We start from the raw sequence: 20,645 nt of genomic DNA, 5'->3' as shown, positions 1-20,645 counted from the left end.
GTTCAGGTGTTTTCGTTATAACTGCTTCGTCGATAGGATGACAATCGTCTCATCGAGCACCGTGTAATAGGCATCTTCAAACGTTTGCCGCTCATTTGTCTCGAGATTGAACACGGTCACGCCTCCACCTGTTCCATCTGCCGCCGACTCATGGATGAAATAGTTCGAGGCGAGCACGCGCTCGAATGGAGCCGTGTCGAGGAAACGGGCCCCGGTCGTCGCGTCAATCAATTCGGTGTGGTCCGTTGACTCTTCCACTTTAATGAAAATCGTCGAACTGACATCGTCATACGTGAAGTCAATCGGCTCGTAGGCGCCCCAGTCGACCACCGCCACCTCGCGGAGCACGTCCGGTGCGGTCAACTCATAAATCGTCTCCTCGTTCGCCTCGTCGACGAAAGTCGAGAACCGAAGTCGCTTGTCCCGTTCACCCAAGTATTGGACTGTGTCCCCTTCCCCGTGCAGACGAATCAAGTCCTCGAACGGAATCTCGTTTTGACGGGACCTGATCGCCTCGACCGCCTCGTCGAGCGAACAAATCAGAATCGCCTCCGAATGGTCGATCGCATCGTCCGGGGAGACCCGACCGTCTTCGAGTGCCTCGTAATAGGCAAACTCGTCCAAGCGGGCGTTGCAGACGATATATGGAATGCCATCGAGCTCGGTCGAGAACAGATAGAGCTCACGGAACTTACCGGCATGTCCGACAAGTCGCTCGTCACGGATTCGCTCTTGGAACGACGTCTCCGCATCATACAACCATGCCTCATCAGTATCTCCGAAACTCGTCAAGAAGAGGAAGTAACGGTCCGCGAGAACCCAATAGAGCGTGCTGTTACCACGTTTCTCGAATGTCGCGAGCACATCTTCTCGTCCAGAGCGATAGTCGAACGCAATCAACTCCGTGCGGACGACACCCGTCCGGTCTGGTATCTCATTCAAGAAATAGACACGAGCGTCACTGACGAACAGCTTCGAGATCCCATAGTCTTCATAGGCGCGATGACTGATCGGCGTGACGGTCCCGTCCGCTTCATCATAGCGATAGATCGAGAAACTCGTCTCGCCGGTCTTCTCTCGATAGTAGATGGACGTCTCGGTGACGGCAATCAAATCCTCATGGCTGATTGGCATGGCACGTGCGTCAACGATTCTCATAGGGCACCTCTCTCATAAGAAGATTCAACCGGCTCGACGGTGACGATGCCGGGTGGTCGTTTCGGGAATGAAATCCGCAAATGGGCGAACTCAATGATGGATTGGTGAGGATCGGTCTTCTCGACCCAACGGACGCGTTGGCGGTTCGCCAAGGCGTGGCCAATCTTTTCTTCAATTTGGAACTGGGAAATGCCACGATAGGCGACTTCTTGGATATAGGTCGATTCATCAGGCTCGAACTGTTGCCAAATGCCCATCACGAGCTGTCCGAGCGAGGAGACCCGTCGCTCAGGCAAACGGACCGTCCGGAGCGTCTGCTCCACTTCCTTCAAACATTCGAGCGGGTCGTCCGCGACGGCAAACAGTCGCTTAGCCGAGTTGTTCATGACCCGGTAACGTCGTTTCCCGCTCTCGAGCCGAAGCACTTGCGCATAGGGTTCGACCGGCACCCCATGAAAGAACGTATCGGTCCCACCCCAGGAAAAGCCGAAGGCGGGATCGAATTTCTGAATCGTGTTCATGAAGGCGAGCATGAAATCCTCGACTTCACGACGCTCGAGCCGTAACCATTCGGCGAGCGCGAGCGTGCCGCGGTCTTTTTTAATGCGATGCACCGGGAAGAACAAGTCCCCTTCGGCCAGGCGATGCGGTTTGAGTTCCGTCCCGTCGGCGCGATAATCCGTCGCCGGACGGCCGCTTCGGCCCGCATAGATAATCCATTCGTCATCCGTGCTCTCAAACGCGTAGGCTTGGTGCGCCCAAGGCGGCGTCACGTATAGGGCCGGATACTCTTCATACGTCTCCAGGTGCAGATAGGAGCGGTCGGTCCACAGTTGTGCGAGCAGGTTAACGATTTCTCCCGTCTCGGACTCTTTCGGTGCGATATAGTTGCCGGTATTGCCGATATACGTCAAGACATGGAAGTCGTAGGCGTGATACAAGTGTCGGACGATGCGCTCGAACACGGCGGCAATCATTCGCTCGAACAATGGATGGTCCTCGTTCCGGTCGACCGATGTCGCATCGACCGTGCACATGAGCCACCCCATGCGGACGTACAGGCGAATCCGGAGCGGATACGAGATCAATGGGGACGAAGATGCATGAATCTCCGTCAAACCGAGGTTGGCCATGTTCTCGACCTGTAACGTGAATCCGCTACGCCTCAGTTGCTCCTCCATTTTCTTTTTCCAATTGATCGTCTCCATTCGCATTCACTCGCTTTCCGTTGCCATCGGTCTTGTCTGGCTCATTGTGAAATTTTTCCCGTTTCTTGAATCAAACAAACGCCTTTCCACCGGCATGTTCGGTGAGACGCTTAAGCGCCTCGTCGAGAATGGCTCGGGACGTCCCGAAATTGAGGCGTTCGAACGTTTCGCCCGACTCCCCGAACGGGTGACCTGGCGACAAGAACAGACGGACTTCCTCGTGCAGCCACTTCTTCCGCGGTTCCGTTTCGAGATTGAGCGCCTTGAAGTCAATCCAGAGGAGATAACTCGCCTCAGGCATGAACGTCTTCAATTGGGGCAGCTCTTCCTGGAACCGCTCGACGAGGTACGTCGCCTGCTCCTCGAGTTCGGCCGTCAATTGGTCGAGCCAACGCTCGGCCCGTGAGTCGGAATAGGCGGCGATGATGGCCGTGTTCGCGAACGGTGTCGGTAATACATGGTGTTTGTTTTGGACTTGGATAATCCGTTTTCGCATCGCATCGTCCGGACAGATGATATACGACGCGAACAGCCCCGCGATATTGAACGCCTTCGACGGTGCACTCACCGTGATGACCGAGTCATCGAGGCGATTGATGGCGGTATGCCGTTGTGACGGATAGGTCAAGTCGGCATGAATTTCATCGGCGACGAGGATGACGTCATGGCGACGTGCCAGCTCGACGACTTGCTTCAGATCGGACTCGGTCCATACCCGTCCGACCGGGTTGTGCGGCGAGCAGAGCAAGAACAACTTCGCCTTCTGCATCTGTGTCTCGAGCGCGTCAAAGTCCATCTCGTAGCGACCATCGACTTGACGGAGCGGAGCGTCGAGCAACTCCCGTTTCAACCCGGTGACCAGTTCATGAAATGGCGGATAGACGGGCGACTGGATGACGACCCCATCCCCTTCCTCCGTCAACGCCTCGACGATATGCGTCAATCCCGGTACGACGCCACTGGAGAACAAGACGTGATCGGCATCGACCTTGAGCCCGTGACGACGGTCATACCAAGAACTCACGGCTGCTTGCGCCTCTCTCGAGAACAATGTGTACCCGAACTCTCCTGTCGCGGCCCGTGCCGTCAGCGCCTCCGAGATGGACGGTGCCGTGCGGATATCGATGTCTGCGACCCACAGCGGCAAGACGTCGTCCTTGACGTGGAACCAGCGGTCGAGGCCGTCCCATTTCACCGAATCTGTTCCCGTCCGGTCAAGCGATTGATGTAAGATTGATTTCATGTTCATCCCTCCTACTCCTACTGTAACAAAAAACGAGCGTTCGAGTCCGCAAAACGATGGCGGATTCGAGACGCGTCGGCTATAATCGACCGAGATACTTCAAGGAGGTGAACCCGATGACCGTGACCGTCATCCGCCATAAACGCCGGAAACGGGCGGCTTTCTTCGTGACGCCGGACGGCATCGAGCTGCGGATTCCAGCTAGGCTCCCGAACCGAGTCGTCGAGACAATATTGACGGAACATGCCGGCTGGATCGAAGATCGCCTCGCGGCACTGCCCAAGCGTGACGTCTTACCAGCCGACAGACTGCTTTTGCACGGAGAAACGTTTCCGCTCGTCAAAAGCAATACCGAGACAAGGTTCCGCTTCGACGGCGAAAACTTTTACTGTCCCGCGGCGTGGGACGAGTCATCGCTTCGGAAAGCGTACGAGGTCTGGCTTCGAGAACGGGCCCTCGCTTATGTGATGGAATGGTCCCCCCACTATGAACGTCAACTCGGTGTGAAGGCGGAACGAATCCGCATCGGCCACCAAAAGACGCGCTGGGGGTCATGCAGCTCGACCGGGACGATCTCAATCAACGTCCGGCTCATGCTCGCCCCGCAGGACGTCATGGATTATGTCATCGCCCACGAATGGGTCCATCTCGTTCATTTCGACCACTCGAAAGCGTTCTGGTCGAAGCTTGCGTCAGTGTATCCAAACGTCGCCGGCGCGATGGCCTGGTTGAAACAGCATGGCCATACGCTGCAAATCAAAAAAACCAATTGAACGTGTCCCTTGTCAGGAGGCATGTCCGATTGGTTTTTTAAATGGCGGAAGTGAACCGCTCGGCTGTGCCGTTCAGCGATTCGGCCGACTGTTCGATATGCTCGAACCGCTCAAGCGTCTGTTCCATGATGCGGACACTCTCTTGAATGTCTGTACTGGAGCGGGATACGCCGTCGACGATTGAGACGAGCTCTTTGTTCATCCCGTCCGTGTTCGCGCGCACTTCGATGACGGCGCGTTCGACGAGACGTGACAGGTTCCGGACCTCGGTCGCGACGACGTTGAAGCCGAGACCGTGCTCACCTGCCCGTGCGGCCTCGATGGCGGCGTTGAGCGACAACAAGTTCGTCTGGGCGGCAATTTCCTTGATTGTGCTAGCGATTTTCGTGATCTCGGCGGCCTGCTCTTGCAAGTTCGTGAGCGTTTTCAAGTTTTGATTCGAGTCCGCATCAAGGCGTTCGATCGTCCGTTTCAACTGTTGACTCTCTTCCATGCCACGCCGGGCCCGGTCGTCAAGATTAGCGGCCATGTCACGGAACGAGCGCGCGTATTCTTCGATCGTCTGTTGGCGACTCGTGATGTCGGAGGCGATTTTGACGACGCCGACGACTTCATCCTGTTCATAGATTGGCATATAGGTCGCTTCGAGCCAAATTGAATCACCGCGGGCGTCGATGCGCTCGATTTTGTCGGCCGAACTGAAGCCGTCGAACAGCTTGTTCCAAAACGCTTGATAGTCCGGACTGCTGACGAAACTTGGCGTGCAGAACAAGTGATGGTGCATCCCGATCATTTCGTCACGTTTATATTTCATTGCCTTGGCGAAGAGGTCGTTCACATCGACGACGCGTCGTTGACGGTCGAATCGGATCATCGCCACGTTGGCCTCGAGGGCACGGAGCACCTCAGGGGATGAGAGGCTAGCAATCTTTGTCAGTTCCATTCCGATTATTCCTACCTTCTTTTCTCGATTTCCTTTAGTGCTTTATTCCTGGAATGTAGCGGAATTCTAGTGTACCCTGTGCGAAAAGTCCTGAATAGCGTCGGTTTTTGAAATCGAGTCAATATCTTGAATTTGAAGTGTTTTCCAGTTGGTTCACTGCTAAGTCCATGAACAAAGGACCCGTGCCATGCACGGGTCCCCTATCATTCCTGGTCATCGAATATTGATTTGAACAGCGTGACTTGGTCGGCCGTGAGTTCACCCCGGCTGTCCTTTGGATCGATGCCGCCGATTATCTGTTCTTCGTACCAAATTCCGAAGTCGAGTGAACGTTCTGGCGCATCGTTCGGCGTGAACACGAACGTCGCTTTCACATCCGGTTCCCGCTCGATCGGGACGGGCTGGTCTTCCCACTCGACTTCCTCCGTCGTTCGATCAAGCTCGGCATTCGTCTCAGCGTCGGTAATGGTGCGTGTCGGCCCGTATTCCCCATCAGCATGTATCGTTTGGTACTCGATACGAGACGGATCCACGTCTTCCTCGCTACTCGCACAACCTCCAAGCAACAGTCCCGCGCAGATGACATATCCAACTAACATGCGTTTCAACAGAACATTCCTCCTCGATTTACAACCAATCCGTTCATTCGAAAGCCTGTGGGAATAACTCTTGGAACGTCTCCGCCCCAGCGCTCGACAGTTTGAACACTTCCCCGGACTTCACGTCTTTCACGAAGACATCGACTTTCTTCGACCGTTGCTGGTAACTGACATCGAACTGTTGACCGAGATTCCCGTGCAACAGCGTCAAATACTTATAGTCTTTCGTATCACCACTCTTCGTCGACGGGCGCGCGGTCTCGAGGGCTTCGACCAATCGGTCATACGCTTTTCCGCTCACGTTCACCGCATCAGGGTAAGGGAGCGGGACTTCCCGGTGATACGGATACTGATGGAGGTAAGCGACCGCTATCTCGTCTAGATCTGCAGGATCTGTAAGGAGAGGGCTCGTTCGATAGCGCATCGACACGGTTTTTGTTACGTTTTGTCCGTCCACGTCAATCGTGAGGTCATATAGCGGATAAGGTGTCATCGGTTCCATCGTGCCACCGTTATGGATTCGACGGAAGGTTAAACTGTCAGCCCCGTTGAGCAAATCGGCATCTTGTAAAATGGAGGAGGAATAGCGAGCCTTGTCTCCACCATAAGACTGGAGCAGATGAGGCATGTTCGTGGCCTTATCTCGTCCTAATGCGATAAACACATCGGACGGTCTAAGGTTCGGCAAAAAGTGGAAGAATGGGTTAAAGTAGCCCCCTTCTTCAATCCCAATCTCAACCGTGCCGCTAAATCCAGGCGAAATCCTCATAAGTGTGACCGGATACGGTTCCATGTCTTGTCCATTGTCATAGAAGGCGTCCGGCTTATGTAACGCAGCCCGTTCATTTGCGGTCGCGATATGGACGGTCGGAAGGAACGAAATCTCCGTGCCGACCTCGTCTTTCAAGTAGGCAGGTCTTTCTGCAAGCTCGACGGCCCCGTACCCTTCCATCCCGTCCATCCGGTCTGATTTACAGAGCGCATAGATTGTATCCCCCTCGACATAGGTCACTTCATTAAAACTATATCCATAATAGTCATCATTCATAAGCGGGGCCCGGGTCGCATACGCCATCCCGAGGATTGAAAACGTCTCTCCATATAGTTCGGTCAGTCGTTCCTTGTCTTCACATTGGTTCAAAATTGTTTCGGCATCCACTACAGGCTCTTGACTGTTCAACGTAACCCGTTCGGCTTGCCAGTGCTCCTCGATATGGCCATAGCGGACGACGTCCACGTCTTCCGAGCAGCCTGCCGTCAACCATAACAGTGACAATGACATCAACGCTCGTTTCTTCATGTTCAAGCCACTCATTTCTTCTTCAAGTCAGGGAAGTAGGACAAGAACGTCTCGGCCCCTTCGCTCGTCAGTTTGTACGTCTCGTCGGTCGAGCGGTCGGTCACGTAAATATCCATCTTTTTCGAGCGCTGTTTATACGTCACCTCGAACTCTTGTCCCTTGTGTCCATCGACGATTGTTAGAAGCGGATAGTCGCCTTCATCACCTTGACGCTTCGTCGGTTCAGCGGAATCGATTGCTTGGACGAGGTCATCCATATCGTTCCCCGCTGCTTTTAAAAGAACCGGGTATGACAACGGAGATTCCGGGTTGAACGGCTGTTGATGAAGATAAACGAGTGGACCGACCACAAGTGGCATGTAGTCTTCGTCGGGGTGTGTCTCGAGCTGCTTTCGTTCCGCTGTCGATAATAAGTCAGAGGTGCGGTATGTGAACGTCATCGTCTCATTGACGACTTTTCCGTCACGAGTATAGGTGAACTCATACAATGGATAAGTCTGGTCCGGGATGAGCTCCGTCTCGAGGGGGAGGCGCTCGACGCTCAACGCTTCATATGTAAGCCCTTCTGCGGTTTGGTCAATCATCGACTCGAGTGGAGTCACCGAGAAATAAAGGTCCGCAAACATGAGCAGCAAATACGGTTTCTCAGTAATCGTGTCGTAACCGATCGCTACTTTGATGTCTTTCATGCTGGCCATCGACGGATCGAACGAGAACAACGGATATGGACTCGGCATTCCCCCGATTTCTACTTCAATCTCACCGTACAGAGCCGGGGAAAAGGCGACGAGCGTTTCGAGGAACGGTTCAATCGGGTTGCCTGACTCGTTCAATTCATCGGCATCCCGTAAGGTGGTTTTGGCGGACTTATCGGCCGGCCCGACGACTGGATAACGACCGATCGGTGTCCCTGCTGATACGTCCACATCGTCAGGGAACGACTCGATCACTTCCGCCAAGAAGCGGTTCGAGGCCATATCACGACAAAGCACATAATTCTCATCCCCTTTCAAATACGATACAGCCTTGAACGCATACTCCTCACCCGTGTCCGTCATCGGATAGCGGTTCGCCACGATCGTATCGAACACGATCAAGTCGCCTTCCAGCTCGGTCGTCAACTCACCGCTACAGGCTTCAAGCGTCTCGTCGGCTGAATGAAGGGAAATCAACTCCTCCTTGGCATACTTGCTGACGGTCCAATGCGCGTCGACGTAAGACAAGTTTACGACGTCCGGCTTTTCCCCACCGCAACCAACCAATAAGCCTGTGGATAGTACAAATAAACCGACTAACTTTTTCAAATCATCCGCCCCTCACCATTTATTTGTACCAATTTTACCATTATATTACTTTAGGAGGGAACACGAAAAAACCCGTCCGACGACCTGGACGGGTTCAATGACCGTTACACAGTTTTATCGATGGCTCGGGTCAATCTCATCTCGACATCGCGTGCCACAGCTTGGAGCGACTCATCCTCGATCAGTTCGATCAGTTTCGTCGGCTTCGGCATCCCGACATGGGTCGACCCGTCTTTCGTGAAGACGGCGAGCTTGCATGGGAGGAAATAACCGCCTTCCCGGTGCGCCGTGATGACTTTTTTCGCTTCTTTTGGATTGCACACTTCGAGGATGCGGTAGTCCCCATCAATCGCTTGACCTTTCTCTTCGAGCGTCTCACTCAAATTGAAGTCCCAGAGCACCCCGAACTCTTCCTCTTTGAGCGTCGTTTTCAGCTTCTCGACGACCGCTTCGACCGTCTGATCGGTCTTGACCGTGTAATCAAACATGTGAACCCCTCCTATGATGTAGTCTCTCTCGTCTTGTACCCCAAGTGAGGACCGACAAATCGTCTGTTCGGTCGAAAAAAGTATATGTGATTTGAAACATATTCGATGTCCGTCACGTATGTATGAGAGAAAATAAAGGAGTCCATACTTACGTAAAGGAGAAGTGGTTGCCGTGACGGTCACCGTATTCACACATACAAGCTGCAGTTCTTCCCGTAAGACGATCGATTGGTTACGTGAGCAGAACATCCCGTTCATCGAGAAGAAATTGACCGACCAAGGGATGTCGTTCACCGAGTTCAAAGACATGCTCCGCCTCACCGAGAACGGGACGACCGACCTGTTGTCCGTTCAAAAGAGCGTGTACAAACAAGCGGCGGATCAACTTGATGAGATGTCGCTCCGCGAGCTGTACAGCTTCGTGGCGTCGCATCCCCAGATTTTGAAGAGTCCGATCGTCGTCGACGACAATCGAATTCAAATCGGGTTCAGCGAGAAAGAGATTCGTACGTTCATCCCGCGCCATGACCGCATTGCCGAATTGAAACGATTGCTCGATAACAAGTAAGAGCCCTGCCGAAGCAGAGCTCTTTTCTTATGCCTTCTTGAGTCGGGCCGCCAAGCGGTTTCCGAACGATTGAATCGATTGGACGAGTAGAATCAAGACGAAGATGGTCACGTACATGACCTCCGGCTCGAATCGGAGATGCCCGTATTGATAGGCGATATCGCCGAGTCCACCGGCCCCGACGAGTCCTGCCATCGCGGTCGCCCCGATCAAACCGATCGTCGCAATCGTCAAACCGAGCACGATTGAAGAGCGGGCCTCCCGGATCAACACGTACCAGATGATTTTCCGGGTCGAGATGCCCATCGCTTCATATGCCTCGACGACCCCGCGGTCGACCTCGAGCAGCGCCGACTCCATGAGCCGCGCGATATACGGCGCCGTGAACACGATGAGCGGCAACAGCACGCCTTGGACGCCGATCGTTGTTCCCATGATGAAACGGGTGAACGGGAGGATGAAGAATAAGAGAATGATGAATGGGATCGAACGGACGACGTTGATGACACTCGACAAGATGCCGTAGAAATAACGGTTGGCGAGCCGCCCGTGCGGTCGCGTCAAGACGAGTAGCGTCCCGAGCGGCAGTCCGATCAACGTCGAGATGACGAGCGCGATGCCGGTCATCGTGAGCGTCTGAATCGTCCCCGTCCAAATCAAGTCACCCCAATTTTCCCAAAACTGAAGCATGGTTCGTCACCTCCTTCACTTTCACACCACTCGCTTCTAAGAAGCGGACGGCTTGGTCGGTCTGGCCCTCATCGCCGTCCAAATGGACGAGTAGATTACCGACGAGACCACCTTTAAGCTTTTTGATGCCGCCCCCGATGATATTCGGCAGCAAGCCGAACCGTTTCGTCAATTGGGCGAGCACGGCCTGTTCACTTTGATGGCCGATGAACGACAAGTTGACGAGCGTCCCGTGCGTGCTCAATTCTTCGACGACCTCTTTCGGGACATCGAGGTTCGTCTTCAAGAACTTGCGCGTCGTCGCATGCTGCGGGTCCGAGAACACGTCGAGCACGTCCCCTTCTTCGATGATCCGGCCGGCCTCGATGACCGCGACCCGGTCGCAGATGCGCTCGATGACTTCCATCTCGTGGGTGATCAAGAAAATCGTCAGCCCGAGCTCGCGATTGATGTCGAGAAGCAGGTCGAGAATCGACTCGGTCGTCTCCGGGTCGAGCGCGCTCGTCGCCTCGTCGCTGAGCAGGATGTCCGGCTCATGTGCGAGGGCGCGGGCGATGGCGACACGTTGCTTCTGTCCGCCCGAAAGTTGCTCCGGATAATGTTTCCGATGATCCGTCAATCCGACGATGTCGAGGTACTTGTCGACGCGTTCGCGGATTATCCGCTTATCGAGTCCTTCGAGACGGAGCGGGATGGCGACGTTCTCTTCGACGGTCGCCGTCTTGAGCAGGTTGTAATGTTGGAAGATCATCCCGATGCGATGACGTAGCTTCGAGAGCCCTCGTTTGTCGAGCTTCGTGACGTCCTGTCCTTCGATTTCGACCTGGCCCGACGTCGGGCGTTCGAGCAGGTTGATCATGCGGATGAGCGTGCTCTTTCCTGCCCCGCTTCGGCCGATGATGCCGAAGATCTCGCCTTTCTCGATGGTGAGCGAGACGTCGTCGAGTGCGGTGACAGCACCTTTATTTACCGTGAACGTCTTCGTGATTCCTTTAAGTGCGATCATAGGCCCTCCTTAAAACGCCGGGACGATTGAGCCGTCGAACGTCTCTTCGATGAACGTCCGGACCTCGTCCGAGTGATAATACGATTTGAGCGTCGCGACGACTTCGTCATCCTTGTTGTCGGTACGGACGACGACGTAGTTCGGATACGGGTTGTCGACCGTGTCTTCATGGAACAAGGCGTCCTCGTTGATCGACAGGCCGGCACCCATCGCGAAGTTCGTGTTGATGGCAGCGAGTGCGACTTCCGGGAGCTGGGTCGGGAGCTGCGACGCCTCGAGTTCGATGAATTCAAGGTTGAGCGGGTTCTCGGCGATGTCACGTTTTGTCGCCTTGTCTGTCAATCCTTCTTTGAGCGTGATGAGTCCCGCTGTCTCATAGAGACGGAGCGCGCGTAGCTCGTTCGCCGGGTCGTTCGGGACGGCGACCTTGTCACCTTCTTTCAAGTCCTCGATGTCGGTCAATTTCTCTGAGTAGAGACCCATCGGGAAAGCGACGGTCTTGAACACGTCGTCGATTTTATAGCCTTTATCGGACTTTTGCAGTTCTAGGAATGAGAGCGTCTGATAACTGTTCACGTCGAGGCTACCCTCGGCGAGCGCCGTGTTCGGCGTATTATAGTCGTTGAACACTTTGATATCGAGTTCGAGGCCGTCTTCGGCCGCGAGTTCTTTCACTTTCTCGGCGATCTGTTGGTGCGGCCCGCCCGTGACGCCAATCGTGAGCGACTCCGTGCTGAGCGCCTCGCTCGCGTCCGATTGTCCGCATGCTGAGAGCGCGATGGCGGCGAGTAGTGATGTTCCTGCAAGTACTGTTTTCTGTTTGATGTTCATTTGTTTTCCTCCTCCAAAATGAAAGCCCGCTACTCATTCAGAGTGGCGGGCACGACAAGTCAAAGTCGGACACGCTCATCTCCCAGACGATTTCGTCTGTTGGAATTAGCACCATGATCATTACGATCTGGTTGCTGGGTTTCACAGGGCCAGTCCCTCCACCACTCTTGATAAGCAATCGGTCTATTAAGTTGTTATCATCTTACTTTTAATTCTTTTAATTGTAAATAGATAATTGTAAATTTTCAAAAATTATTTTCAAAAAGTCTTTATCGAGCGGTTCCGGCAACTGTTGCAGCTCGGTCTCCGTCATGACGGAGTCGACGAGGACCGGGATATGCTCAAATCCGACCCCGAGCGTCTCGAGCGTCGTCGGGGCACCGAACCGTTTCAACCAAGCTTCCAAATACGGAGCATCGGCCGAGCGCCGCAAGCGCTCTTGGACGATCAGGCCGAAGCCGACCTTGTCTCCGTGCAAGAATGAGTGGGTCGACTCGAAGCGGCTGAGCGCATTATGGACCGCATGGCCCACGGCGACGCGTGTCCCGGCGTCACCAAATCCACCGACGGCGCCGCCGATAGCGAGCACGTGATCGACCGCGAAGCGGACGTCGTCACTATACGACTCAAAAGCGTGCTCGCTCAATTCAAGTTCGACGAGACGCCCGCACTGCTCGGCCAAGACGAGTCCGGTGTTGACGCCGGCGTCAGCTGAGCTGTCACCACTCAAATAACGGGCCTCGTAAAACTTCGCGACCGTGTCGATGACACCTGCCCGAAAGTATTCATATGGTGAGCGCGAGATGACCCGTGAGTCAACGATGACCCGTTCGATGACGACGCGGAACATGTCGTAGCGGTCGTAGCTCCCGTCCTCCTGATAGACGACGCTGAGCGGTGTGAACGCCGCACAGTTCGAGGCGAGCGTTGGGACGACGATGAGCGGGACGTTCCGTTGATAGGCGACGAGTTTGGCCGTATCGACGAGCTTGCCGCCTCCGACGGCGATTAACACGTCGGCGTCCAACGGTTTGAGCCGTTTGACTTCCGAGTCCGTGCACTCCCCGCTGAACCTTGTTGCCGGATAGTCCGCGATGGCCGGAAAGATGGCTCGGACGACGTCATACCCTTTCTGACCGTGCAGGACGTGGGCACGGCGGCCGTCGACTAAGTCATCAAGACGATCGAGCGCGTCATCGGCGTGGTCATATTCAAGGACGGCCTGACGAATCATGCGCGCACCTCCTCATAGGCGGCAAACAACCGCTCGATTCGTTCGACGGCCTCGTCAATCTTCGGTTCCGGTGAGACGAGACCGAAGCGGACGTATCCGTTCCCTTCCGAACCGAAGAAATAGCCCGGGGTGACGGCGACACCGGCTTCATGCAGCAGTTTCCGCGAGAACGACTTGGCATCACCCTCAGGCACTTTCGCCCAGACGAAGAACGAGCCTTCCGGCGGTTCGACGGCCCAGCCGGCCCGGTTCAACCCGTCAATCAGGCGATCACGCCGTGCCTCGTACAGTCGTGCCAAGTCATCGCGAATGGTACGGGGCGCCTCGAGCGCAGCGACAGCCGCCGCCTGGATGGCCGAGAACACGCTGACGTGGACGTGGTCCTGATACGTGTTGATCGCCTCGATGATGTCCGCGTTCCCGACGGCGAAGGCGACGCGCCAACCGGACATGTTGAACGCTTTCGACATCGTATATACCTCGATGCCGACTTCTTTCGCCCCTTCCGCCTGCAGAAAGCTAGGCGGGACATGGCCATCGAATCCGATGCTGCCATATGCGAAATCGTGGACGACCATCAAGTCCCGCTCCCGGGCGAAACGGACGGTATCGTCAAAGAAAGCGGGTGAGGCGACGGCTCCGGTCGGATTGCTCGGGTAGTTCAAATACATGAGTCTTGCATCTTGCGTATCGAGCGTCTCATAGTCCGGCAAGAAGCCGTTCTCTTCCCGGAGGACGAGGTCACGGACGACGGCACCGGCGAGGCGTGCCCCCGAGATGTAATCAGGATAGCCGGGATTCGGTAGCAAAATCCCGTCGCCAGGTTCGAGTACGCATTGCGGCAACGTGATGAGACCAGATTTTGAGCCGATGAGAATCGCGACTTCTGTCTCGGGATCAAGTTCGACTCCATACTCATTCAAATAGAACGTCGCCACTGCTTGCTTCAGGCGGGCCTGACCGCGGAACGGACCGTATTGATGGGTCGAGGCGTCGAGGAGCGCCGTCTGAAGCGCGTCACAGATTGGCTCAGGCGTAGGCAGGTCAGGCGTCCCTTGTCCGAGTCGGATGATGTCGCGGCCGGCTTGTTCGAGTTCGGCCACCTCGTTCGCGAGTCCGACGAAATGTTGAGGTGGTAACGTTTTAAGTAGATGTGAGCGTCTGTCAGTCATGAATAGTCCTCCTATGCAAAAAACACCCCTTTCCGCGGAAAGGGGTGTCGAGATACGGACGTATTCAAACAACCACCTTTCCATCTCTCAAGGTCACCTTGCTGGAATTAGCACAGTATTGAATCAATCTGTTGCTGAAGCTTCATCGGGCCAGTCCCTCCGCTTCTCTTGATAGAAAGTGTTTTATATGCGATTTGTCTTTTTGTAATATGTCACTTAGTTAACCAAACGTTACCAATCTTGTCAATCCTTTTTTGAAAATGAGCATGTCCTCTTGAATCCCGATAAAAAAACGTTCATAGTGAAAGTGAACGTTATTCTACAAAATTTAAAACATGAGGGGATGGACCTTTGGAATTAAACCGTCAATTGATTTGGAAGTTGAGCGTGATCGGCCTGATCCTGCTCGTGCTCTGGAAAGTCATCAGCGAACCGGATACGATTTCGCAGATGATGCATTATACGTTCCAGTTGCTGACGCCGATTATTATGGGAATCGCCATCGCGCTGCTCCTGAATACCGTCCTGTCCTATATAGAAGAACGGTTTCAACTAAAACGATATCAAGGCTTGCTAATCGTCTATATCATCTTTATCGGGATTCTCGTCATCTCTGCGGTAACGCTGTTCCCACGCATTTATTCGAGCCTCGCCTCGCTCATCGAGGAACTCCCGTCCTATATCCGGCAAATCGACGGGTATCTGTCACAGTTGAACACGTATTTGAAAGAGTATAACGCGACAGTCGCCCAGGCCATCGATTTCAGCCGGTTCGAGGAGCGCTACTCGGGCTGGGTCGAGACGGCCGTCTTGTCGTCGGTCAGCTACGTTTCGAGCTTCACGATGACGCTCATCAACTTCTTGATTGGGATCGTCATCTCGATTTATCTTTTAAAAGACAAAGAGATTTTTGCCCGCATGTTCAAGCGGCTGTTGTATGCGATGTTCCCGGTCGCGTCAGCCAAGACGACGATCGACATCTTCCAAGAGATGGATTACATCTTTAAACGCTATATCATCGGGAAGTCGCTCGACTGCCTCATCATCGGGGTGCTGGCCGTCGCCGGTCTGTTGATTATCGGGGCGCCATACGCGCTTCTCCTCGGCGTCATCGTCGGTGTCTTGAACTTCATCCCGTACGTCGGGCCGCTGCTCGGGATGATCCCGGCGTTCATCATCACCTACTTCTATGACCCGTTCACGGCGCTCATCGTCCTCTTGTTCATCTTCTTGTTGCAACAATTCGACGGACTCTGGCTCGGCCCAAAGATTCTCGGCGACAGCGTCGGCATCACGCCGTTCTGGGTCATCACGTCGATCATCATCGGCGGCAGCCTGTTCGGCCTCGTCGGGATGTTCATCAGCGTGCCGGTCACGGCGATGATTCAAGTCGTGTTCTCACGCTTGATCGACTACCGGCTCAGTCGCAAAAATTTGAATGAATTGTTATGACACATTGACGATTTAGGTTGACACATTTCACAGAAATATCATAATCTTGAAGAGAAGACAGTCCAATGCAGAAAGGAGAGGTACCGATGTCAGTCATTCAACGCTCGCACGTCCAAGTCCATATTGACCGGCAGGCGCCTCTCCGTGATTTGAATCCGTGACGTTCGCCTGCTTTCCGAGGCATGTCTAAGATCGTAGGGACGCGTATGCCTTTGTGCATGCTGCGTCCCTTTTTACATTCCAATAATTAAAGCAGGTGAACCTAATGATTCAATCACTCAAACGACTCGACCGCAATATTTGGATCCGCTTCCTCGGGGAGACGATCACCGGCGTCATGATGTTCATGATCGCGCCGTTCCTTGTCCTCTATTACAGCGACAAGCTCGACAGTTATATCCAGGTCGGTGTCATCATGGCGACCGGTCCGATCATGGCCCTCATCGGTTCGGTCGTCGGCGGACGGCTCGCAGATTTGTATGGCCGCAAACCAATCATGATGATCGCCATCCTCGGCGACGCGCTCGCGCTCGTAGGTTTCGCGTTCGCCGAGACGTTCTGGCCGCTCCTCCTTTTGAACGCCATGCTCGGTTTGACGAACTCGTTGTTCCATCCGGCCGCGAGCGCGATGGTGGCGGACGTGACCGAGCCCGAACAGATGAACGAGGCGTTCGGCCTGTTGCGGATGGGCCATAACATCGGGGCGGCGCTCGGCCCGCTCCTCGGCAGCGCCGTCCTGTTCATCGACCGGCAGTATATCTTCTTCTCGGCGTCATTCGTCTTTATCCTTTATGCGCTCGTCCTCGGCCGCTTCATCCGGGAGTCGCTCCCGGAGACGACCGAGGCCGATACACCGTCTAACCGGGACGTCCTACGGGTGTTCTATAACGATAAGGTGTTCCTCGTCTTCATCTTCGCCGGTGTGTTCATCTCGATGGGCTTCTCGCTCATCGAGAGCATGTTGCCGCTGTTCTTGCGCGAGTCGATGCCGTCGTTCACCGACCGTGAGAACCCGTTCGCCTATATGCTCGCCTTGAACGGCATCATGGTCGTGTTGTTCCAGTTCCCGATTGCCTCGAAACTTGGACGCAAGCCGTTCGGCAACGTCATGCTCGCCGGGGCGACCATCTTCGGGGTCGGCATGATCCTGATCGCGGTCATGCCGCGTCTCCTCTACTCCCTCGGGACACCGTACCTCGTCCTCGTCAGCGTCTTGCTCGCGGTATACGCGTTCTATACGCTCGGTGAGATGATCATGTCCCCGGTCCAACAGACGTTCATCGCCTTGATCGCTCCGGAGAATATGCGTGGGGCCTATAACGGGGCCGCCAGTATCCAATGGTTGATCGGCGGGGTGACGGCTCCAATCATGGCGAGCCTATTCTTCGATCAGCGGGCCGGACATATCGCCTTGATTCTCGTCGGGGCGGCCAGTTGTGTGTCAGGCCTCATCTACTGGCAGCTCGGACGTCGCGTCAGTGCGGCCGAAGCGAAACAAAAGACGGCTTGACCTATATAAATCACACTGAACCTAGTCGTTTAGTGTGATTTTTTAATTCGTTGCAAATTCGTTAAATTTTGAATATTTGCTTCTATTATTCTTTACAAACATAATGATTCTTTTTATGATAATACGGTTAAGGAGGGATCTTTCATGGAAAGGATCGATAAACAGAAAATTGTGGACAGCGTGCCACAAAAAGGTTTTTTCGGACAGCCGAAAGGGTTGTTCACGCTATTCTTCACTGAGTTTTGGGAACGGTTCTCGTATTACGGGATGCGTGCCATCCTCGTCTTCTACATGTATTACGAGGTATCAGATGGCGGTCTCGGTCTCGACCAGAACGTCGCCTTGTCCATCATGTCGGTGTATGGCGCACTCGTCTACATGTCGGGGGTCATCGGGGGATGGCTCGCTGACCGTGTGTTCGGGACGTCCCGGGCCGTCTTCTTCGGCGGTGTGTTCATCATGCTCGGTCATATCGTACTGTCGATTCCGGGTAGCCTGACGTTCTTGTTCATCTCAATGGCGTTGATCGTCATCGGGACCGGTCTCTTGAAACCGAACGTCTCGAGTATCGTCGGTGATTTATACAATGAGACGGACCGTCGTCGTGACGCCGGGTTCAGTATCTTCTATATGGGGATCAACCTCGGTGCCTTCATCTCGCCTTTAATCGTCGGAGGGGTTCAAAAGAGTTATGGCTTCCATTGGGGCTTCGCGCTCGCCGCGGTCGGGATGTTCATCGGTCTCGTCGTCTTCATGGTCACGAAGAAAAAGAACCTTGGTCTCGCCGGTTCATACGTACCGAACCCGTTGACACCGTCTGAAAAGAAAAACGCAATCAAGTATACGACGATCGCAGTCGTCCTCATCGGTGGTCTGTTGGCCGTGTTGATTCCACAAGGGTTGTTCACGATTAACACGTTCATCGGTCTCGTCGGTGTGTTCGGGATCGCGATTCCGACGATTTATTTCATCGTCATGTATCGCAGCCCGAAAACGACGGAAGTCGAGCGGTCACGGATTATCGCCTATATTCCGCTCTTCATCGCCTCGGTCATGTTCTGGGCGATTCAAGAGCAAGGCGCAACGATTTTGGCCAGTTATGCGGATAAGCGGACCGACCTTGAATTTTTAGGGTTCACGCTGTCACCGGCCTGGTTCCAGTCGCTCAACCCGTTGTTCATCATCATGCTCGCTCCGGTGTTCGCATGGCTTTGGGTCCGACTCGGTGACCGTGAGCCGAGCATCCCGACGAAGTTCGCCTTCGGGATTTTGTTCGCAGGGTTAAGTTTCTTGGTGATCTTGCTCCCGGCCTACTTCGGTGGCCCGGACACGCTCGTCAATCCGCTCTGGCTCGTCCTCAGTTACTTCATCGTCGTGCTCGGTGAGCTCAGCCTGTCGCCGGTCGGTCTGTCGGCGACGACGAAACTCGCCCCGGCCGCCTTCTCGGCCCAGACGATGTCACTCTGGTTCTTGTCGAACGCGGCGGCACAAGGGATTAACGCCCAGCTCGTTCGTTTCTATTCACCAGAGAACGAGATGCTCTACTTCGGGATTATCGGTGGAGCAGCGATCGTACTCAGTATGATTTTGTTCGCTCTCGCCCCAGTCATCAAAAAGTATATGCGCGGGATTCATTAAGCGTAAAAGCCCATTCCTCGGCCGAGGAATGGGCTTTTGTATACGTTGCTTATTTACGGACTTGGATGAGCGACAAGTAGCGGTCGATCAAGTCATGGTTGAAGTAATCATGGAACCGGTCCGACTTGAGCGATTGAATCGACTCATGGAACGTCGCCGGGAGTGACGAGATGCCTTGGCTCTCGATCTGCTTCGCCGAGTACTCGAACAAGTCGTCCTCGTTCGGTGCCGACGGCTCGAGCTGTTGCTCGATGCCCTCGAGTCCGGCATAAATCAATGCCGCAAGCGCGAAGTACGGGTTCGCACTCGGGTCTGGGTTACGGACTTCGACGCGCGTCGCGCTTCCGCGTGACGCCGGAATCCGAATCATCGAACTGCGGTTCGATGGGCTCCAACAGATGTTGACCGGTGCCTCGAAACCTGGCACGAGACGTTCATACGACTCTGGGAGCGGGTTCGTGAAGATGGCCGTTGCGCGGGCATGCTTCAGAATCCCTTCGATGAAGTGACGGGCCGTGAGCGATAGACCGTAGTCTGACTCCGGCTCTTCGAATGCGTTCACCGTCGGGTTGCCGTCCTTGTCGTTCTTCCATACCGAGATGTTGAGGTGCATCCCCGAACCGTTCACGTCACGGAGCGGTTTCGGCAAGAATGACACTTTTGCACCTTTCTCTTGGGCTGCCAATTGAACGATTTCTTTAAAGAACTGGATGTTGTCGGCCGTGTGGAGCGCGTCATCGTATTTAATCCCGATTTCGTGCTGGGCCGGTGCGACTTCGTGGTGGACCGCCTCGATGTTGAAACCGACTTCGCTCAAGCGGTTGGCGATATGTTGGCGGACCTCATACCCTTTGTCTTCCGAACGTGTCGAGAAGTAACCCGCCTCATCGTAAAATTCACCATTCTCGTCGAAGATGAAGAATTCCGGCTCAGCGCCGACGAAAATCGAGTAGCCGTCACGTGCAGCCCGCTCGAGGGCATCCTTCAAGACGTTGCGCGGGTCGAACTCGTAACGTTCGCCGTCCGGTGTGCAGACGTCACAGAAAAAGGCGAGAATGCTCTCGTCCCCATCCTGCTCGTAGCGTGGACGATCTAAATCCGGTCTCAAGAATAGGTCTGAGTTTTTGATGGAAGAAAAACCGGCGATGGATGAACCGTCAAACATCGTCTTCCCTTCAAAGACTTCCGGCAACAATTTTGCAGAGAGAGTCAGTAGCTTCAAGTCTCCAAGCACGTCGGAGAAGTACATGTGGATTTGTGTGATCCCTTTCTCCTGAACTGTTTTTTCAATCTCTTCTTGCTTCTTCCTGTTGCCATCCTTGTCTGTTCCGAATAGATTAGCCATGATTCTAAAAAACCTCACTTGAGTTATTTGACAGATCAACACTGTCATGACGTACCTTGCGTACGCTTCTCCTTAAGTCATAACCGACTTTAAAAATTGTTAAACCCCTAATTTTATTCTTTAGGTTGAAAGTGGCTCATTCCGTTGCCACTTGTTATGATGGGGAGAGACTGAAAAGAGAGG

Annotated in this window: 19 protein-coding genes and 2 riboswitches; of the genes, 5 read left to right on the top strand and 14 right to left on the bottom strand. The window is 54.2% G+C overall.

What is annotated here, in order from left to right; all coding sequences use genetic code 11:
- Window positions 1–15: 15 nt before the first annotated feature.
- The 3 genes from ACZ2GZ_RS07400 to ACZ2GZ_RS07390 all read right to left on the bottom strand — a co-directional run bounded on the left by ACZ2GZ_RS07400 (window position 16) and on the right by ACZ2GZ_RS07390 (window position 3,609).
- Entirely contained in the window at window positions 16–1,158 is a 1,143-nt protein-coding gene (locus ACZ2GZ_RS07400; RefSeq protein WP_029595437.1) for a hypothetical protein, read from the bottom strand.
- On the bottom strand, window positions 1,155–2,366 hold the full coding sequence (locus tag ACZ2GZ_RS07395; RefSeq protein ID WP_029595436.1) for a hypothetical protein: 1,212 nt from the start codon (window positions 2,364–2,366) through the stop codon (window positions 1,155–1,157). Before ACZ2GZ_RS07395 ends, ACZ2GZ_RS07400 begins: the two co-directional genes overlap by 4 nt.
- A gap of 70 nt (window positions 2,367–2,436) precedes the next feature.
- Window positions 2,437–3,609 (bottom strand): MalY/PatB family protein, encoded by a 1,173-nt coding sequence (locus ACZ2GZ_RS07390; RefSeq protein WP_029595435.1) that lies wholly within the window; start codon window positions 3,607–3,609, stop codon window positions 2,437–2,439.
- A 116-nt stretch (window positions 3,610–3,725) separates the two neighbouring features.
- On the opposite strand from ACZ2GZ_RS07390, the gene ACZ2GZ_RS07385 reads away from it, so the two are divergent.
- Window positions 3,726–4,382: a M48 family metallopeptidase gene (locus ACZ2GZ_RS07385; protein ID WP_029595434.1), complete on the top strand. Its 657-nt coding sequence runs from the start codon at window positions 3,726–3,728 to the stop codon at window positions 4,380–4,382.
- Between the two features lie 37 nt (window positions 4,383–4,419).
- Here ACZ2GZ_RS07385 and ACZ2GZ_RS07380 read toward each other — a convergent pair whose 3' ends face one another.
- From ACZ2GZ_RS07380 to ACZ2GZ_RS07360, 5 genes are all read right to left on the bottom strand, one after another.
- Entirely contained in the window at window positions 4,420–5,325 is a 906-nt protein-coding gene (locus ACZ2GZ_RS07380) for a methyl-accepting chemotaxis protein (protein ID WP_021067474.1), read from the bottom strand.
- Between the two features lie 203 nt (window positions 5,326–5,528).
- Entirely contained in the window at window positions 5,529–5,933 is a 405-nt protein-coding gene (locus tag ACZ2GZ_RS07375) for a hypothetical protein (RefSeq protein WP_029595433.1), read from the bottom strand.
- Between the two features lie 34 nt (window positions 5,934–5,967).
- Window positions 5,968–7,224, bottom strand: a complete 1,257-nt coding sequence (locus ACZ2GZ_RS07370) for a hypothetical protein (protein ID WP_125318007.1) — start codon at window positions 7,222–7,224, stop codon at window positions 5,968–5,970.
- An 11-nt stretch (window positions 7,225–7,235) separates the two neighbouring features.
- Window positions 7,236–8,528, bottom strand: a complete 1,293-nt coding sequence (locus tag ACZ2GZ_RS07365; protein ID WP_029595431.1) for a hypothetical protein — start codon at window positions 8,526–8,528, stop codon at window positions 7,236–7,238.
- A 104-nt stretch (window positions 8,529–8,632) separates the two neighbouring features.
- Entirely contained in the window at window positions 8,633–9,016 is a 384-nt protein-coding gene (locus ACZ2GZ_RS07360) for a DUF302 domain-containing protein (RefSeq protein ID WP_021067478.1), read from the bottom strand.
- 172 nt (window positions 9,017–9,188) lie between these two features.
- Here ACZ2GZ_RS07360 and ACZ2GZ_RS07355 point away from each other — a divergent pair, with 172 nt between their 5' ends.
- Window positions 9,189–9,584: a Spx/MgsR family RNA polymerase-binding regulatory protein gene (locus tag ACZ2GZ_RS07355; RefSeq protein ID WP_021067479.1), complete on the top strand. Its 396-nt coding sequence runs from the start codon at window positions 9,189–9,191 to the stop codon at window positions 9,582–9,584.
- A 27-nt stretch (window positions 9,585–9,611) separates the two neighbouring features.
- Here ACZ2GZ_RS07355 and ACZ2GZ_RS07350 read toward each other — a convergent pair whose 3' ends face one another.
- The 5 genes from ACZ2GZ_RS07350 to ACZ2GZ_RS07330 all read right to left on the bottom strand — a co-directional run bounded on the left by ACZ2GZ_RS07350 (window position 9,612) and on the right by ACZ2GZ_RS07330 (window position 14,517).
- A complete protein-coding gene (locus ACZ2GZ_RS07350) occupies window positions 9,612–10,274 on the bottom strand; it encodes a methionine ABC transporter permease (RefSeq protein ID WP_021067480.1) in 663 nt (220 codons plus the stop codon).
- Complete coding sequence (locus tag ACZ2GZ_RS07345; RefSeq protein WP_029595430.1) at window positions 10,246–11,280, bottom strand: methionine ABC transporter ATP-binding protein; 1,035 nt, start codon at window positions 11,278–11,280, stop codon at window positions 10,246–10,248. Before ACZ2GZ_RS07345 ends, ACZ2GZ_RS07350 begins: the two co-directional genes overlap by 29 nt.
- Before the next feature lie 9 nt (window positions 11,281–11,289).
- Window positions 11,290–12,111: a MetQ/NlpA family ABC transporter substrate-binding protein gene (locus ACZ2GZ_RS07340; protein ID WP_021067482.1), complete on the bottom strand. Its 822-nt coding sequence runs from the start codon at window positions 12,109–12,111 to the stop codon at window positions 11,290–11,292.
- A 72-nt stretch (window positions 12,112–12,183) separates the two neighbouring features.
- Window positions 12,184–12,288: riboswitch (SAM riboswitch) on the bottom strand.
- A gap of 40 nt (window positions 12,289–12,328) precedes the next feature.
- Entirely contained in the window at window positions 12,329–13,345 is a 1,017-nt protein-coding gene (locus tag ACZ2GZ_RS07335; RefSeq protein WP_029595429.1) for an iron-containing alcohol dehydrogenase family protein, read from the bottom strand.
- The gene (locus tag ACZ2GZ_RS07330; protein ID WP_021067484.1) at window positions 13,342–14,517 is read right to left on the bottom strand and encodes an aminotransferase class I/II-fold pyridoxal phosphate-dependent enzyme; all 1,176 of its coding nucleotides are present in this window, start codon (window positions 14,515–14,517) and stop codon (window positions 13,342–13,344) included. Before ACZ2GZ_RS07330 ends, ACZ2GZ_RS07335 begins: the two co-directional genes overlap by 4 nt.
- Window positions 14,518–14,594: 77 nt before the next feature.
- Window positions 14,595–14,695: riboswitch (SAM riboswitch) on the bottom strand.
- 173 nt (window positions 14,696–14,868) lie between these two features.
- Here ACZ2GZ_RS07330 and ACZ2GZ_RS07325 point away from each other — a divergent pair.
- The 3 genes from ACZ2GZ_RS07325 to ACZ2GZ_RS07315 all read left to right on the top strand — a co-directional run bounded on the left by ACZ2GZ_RS07325 (window position 14,869) and on the right by ACZ2GZ_RS07315 (window position 19,117).
- Window positions 14,869–15,969 (top strand): AI-2E family transporter, encoded by a 1,101-nt coding sequence (locus ACZ2GZ_RS07325; protein WP_021067485.1) that lies wholly within the window; start codon window positions 14,869–14,871, stop codon window positions 15,967–15,969.
- A gap of 265 nt (window positions 15,970–16,234) precedes the next feature.
- Window positions 16,235–17,479 carry an MDR family MFS transporter gene (locus ACZ2GZ_RS07320; RefSeq protein ID WP_021067487.1) on the top strand — a complete coding sequence of 415 codons (1,245 nt, stop codon included), beginning with the start codon at window positions 16,235–16,237 and terminating at the stop codon, window positions 17,477–17,479.
- Window positions 17,480–17,623: 144 nt separating this feature from the next.
- Window positions 17,624–19,117 (top strand): peptide MFS transporter, encoded by a 1,494-nt coding sequence (locus tag ACZ2GZ_RS07315; protein ID WP_021067488.1) that lies wholly within the window; start codon window positions 17,624–17,626, stop codon window positions 19,115–19,117.
- A 49-nt stretch (window positions 19,118–19,166) separates the two neighbouring features.
- On the opposite strand, the gene ACZ2GZ_RS07310 is transcribed toward ACZ2GZ_RS07315, so the two are convergent.
- Window positions 19,167–20,462 (bottom strand): glutamine synthetase family protein, encoded by a 1,296-nt coding sequence (locus ACZ2GZ_RS07310; protein WP_021067489.1) that lies wholly within the window; start codon window positions 20,460–20,462, stop codon window positions 19,167–19,169.
- Window positions 20,463–20,645: the final 183 nt, after the last annotated feature.

It is taken from the genome of Exiguobacterium sp. KKT215, from assembly GCF_055635335.1.
This window is presented reverse-complemented; position numbering and strand designations above follow the sequence as displayed.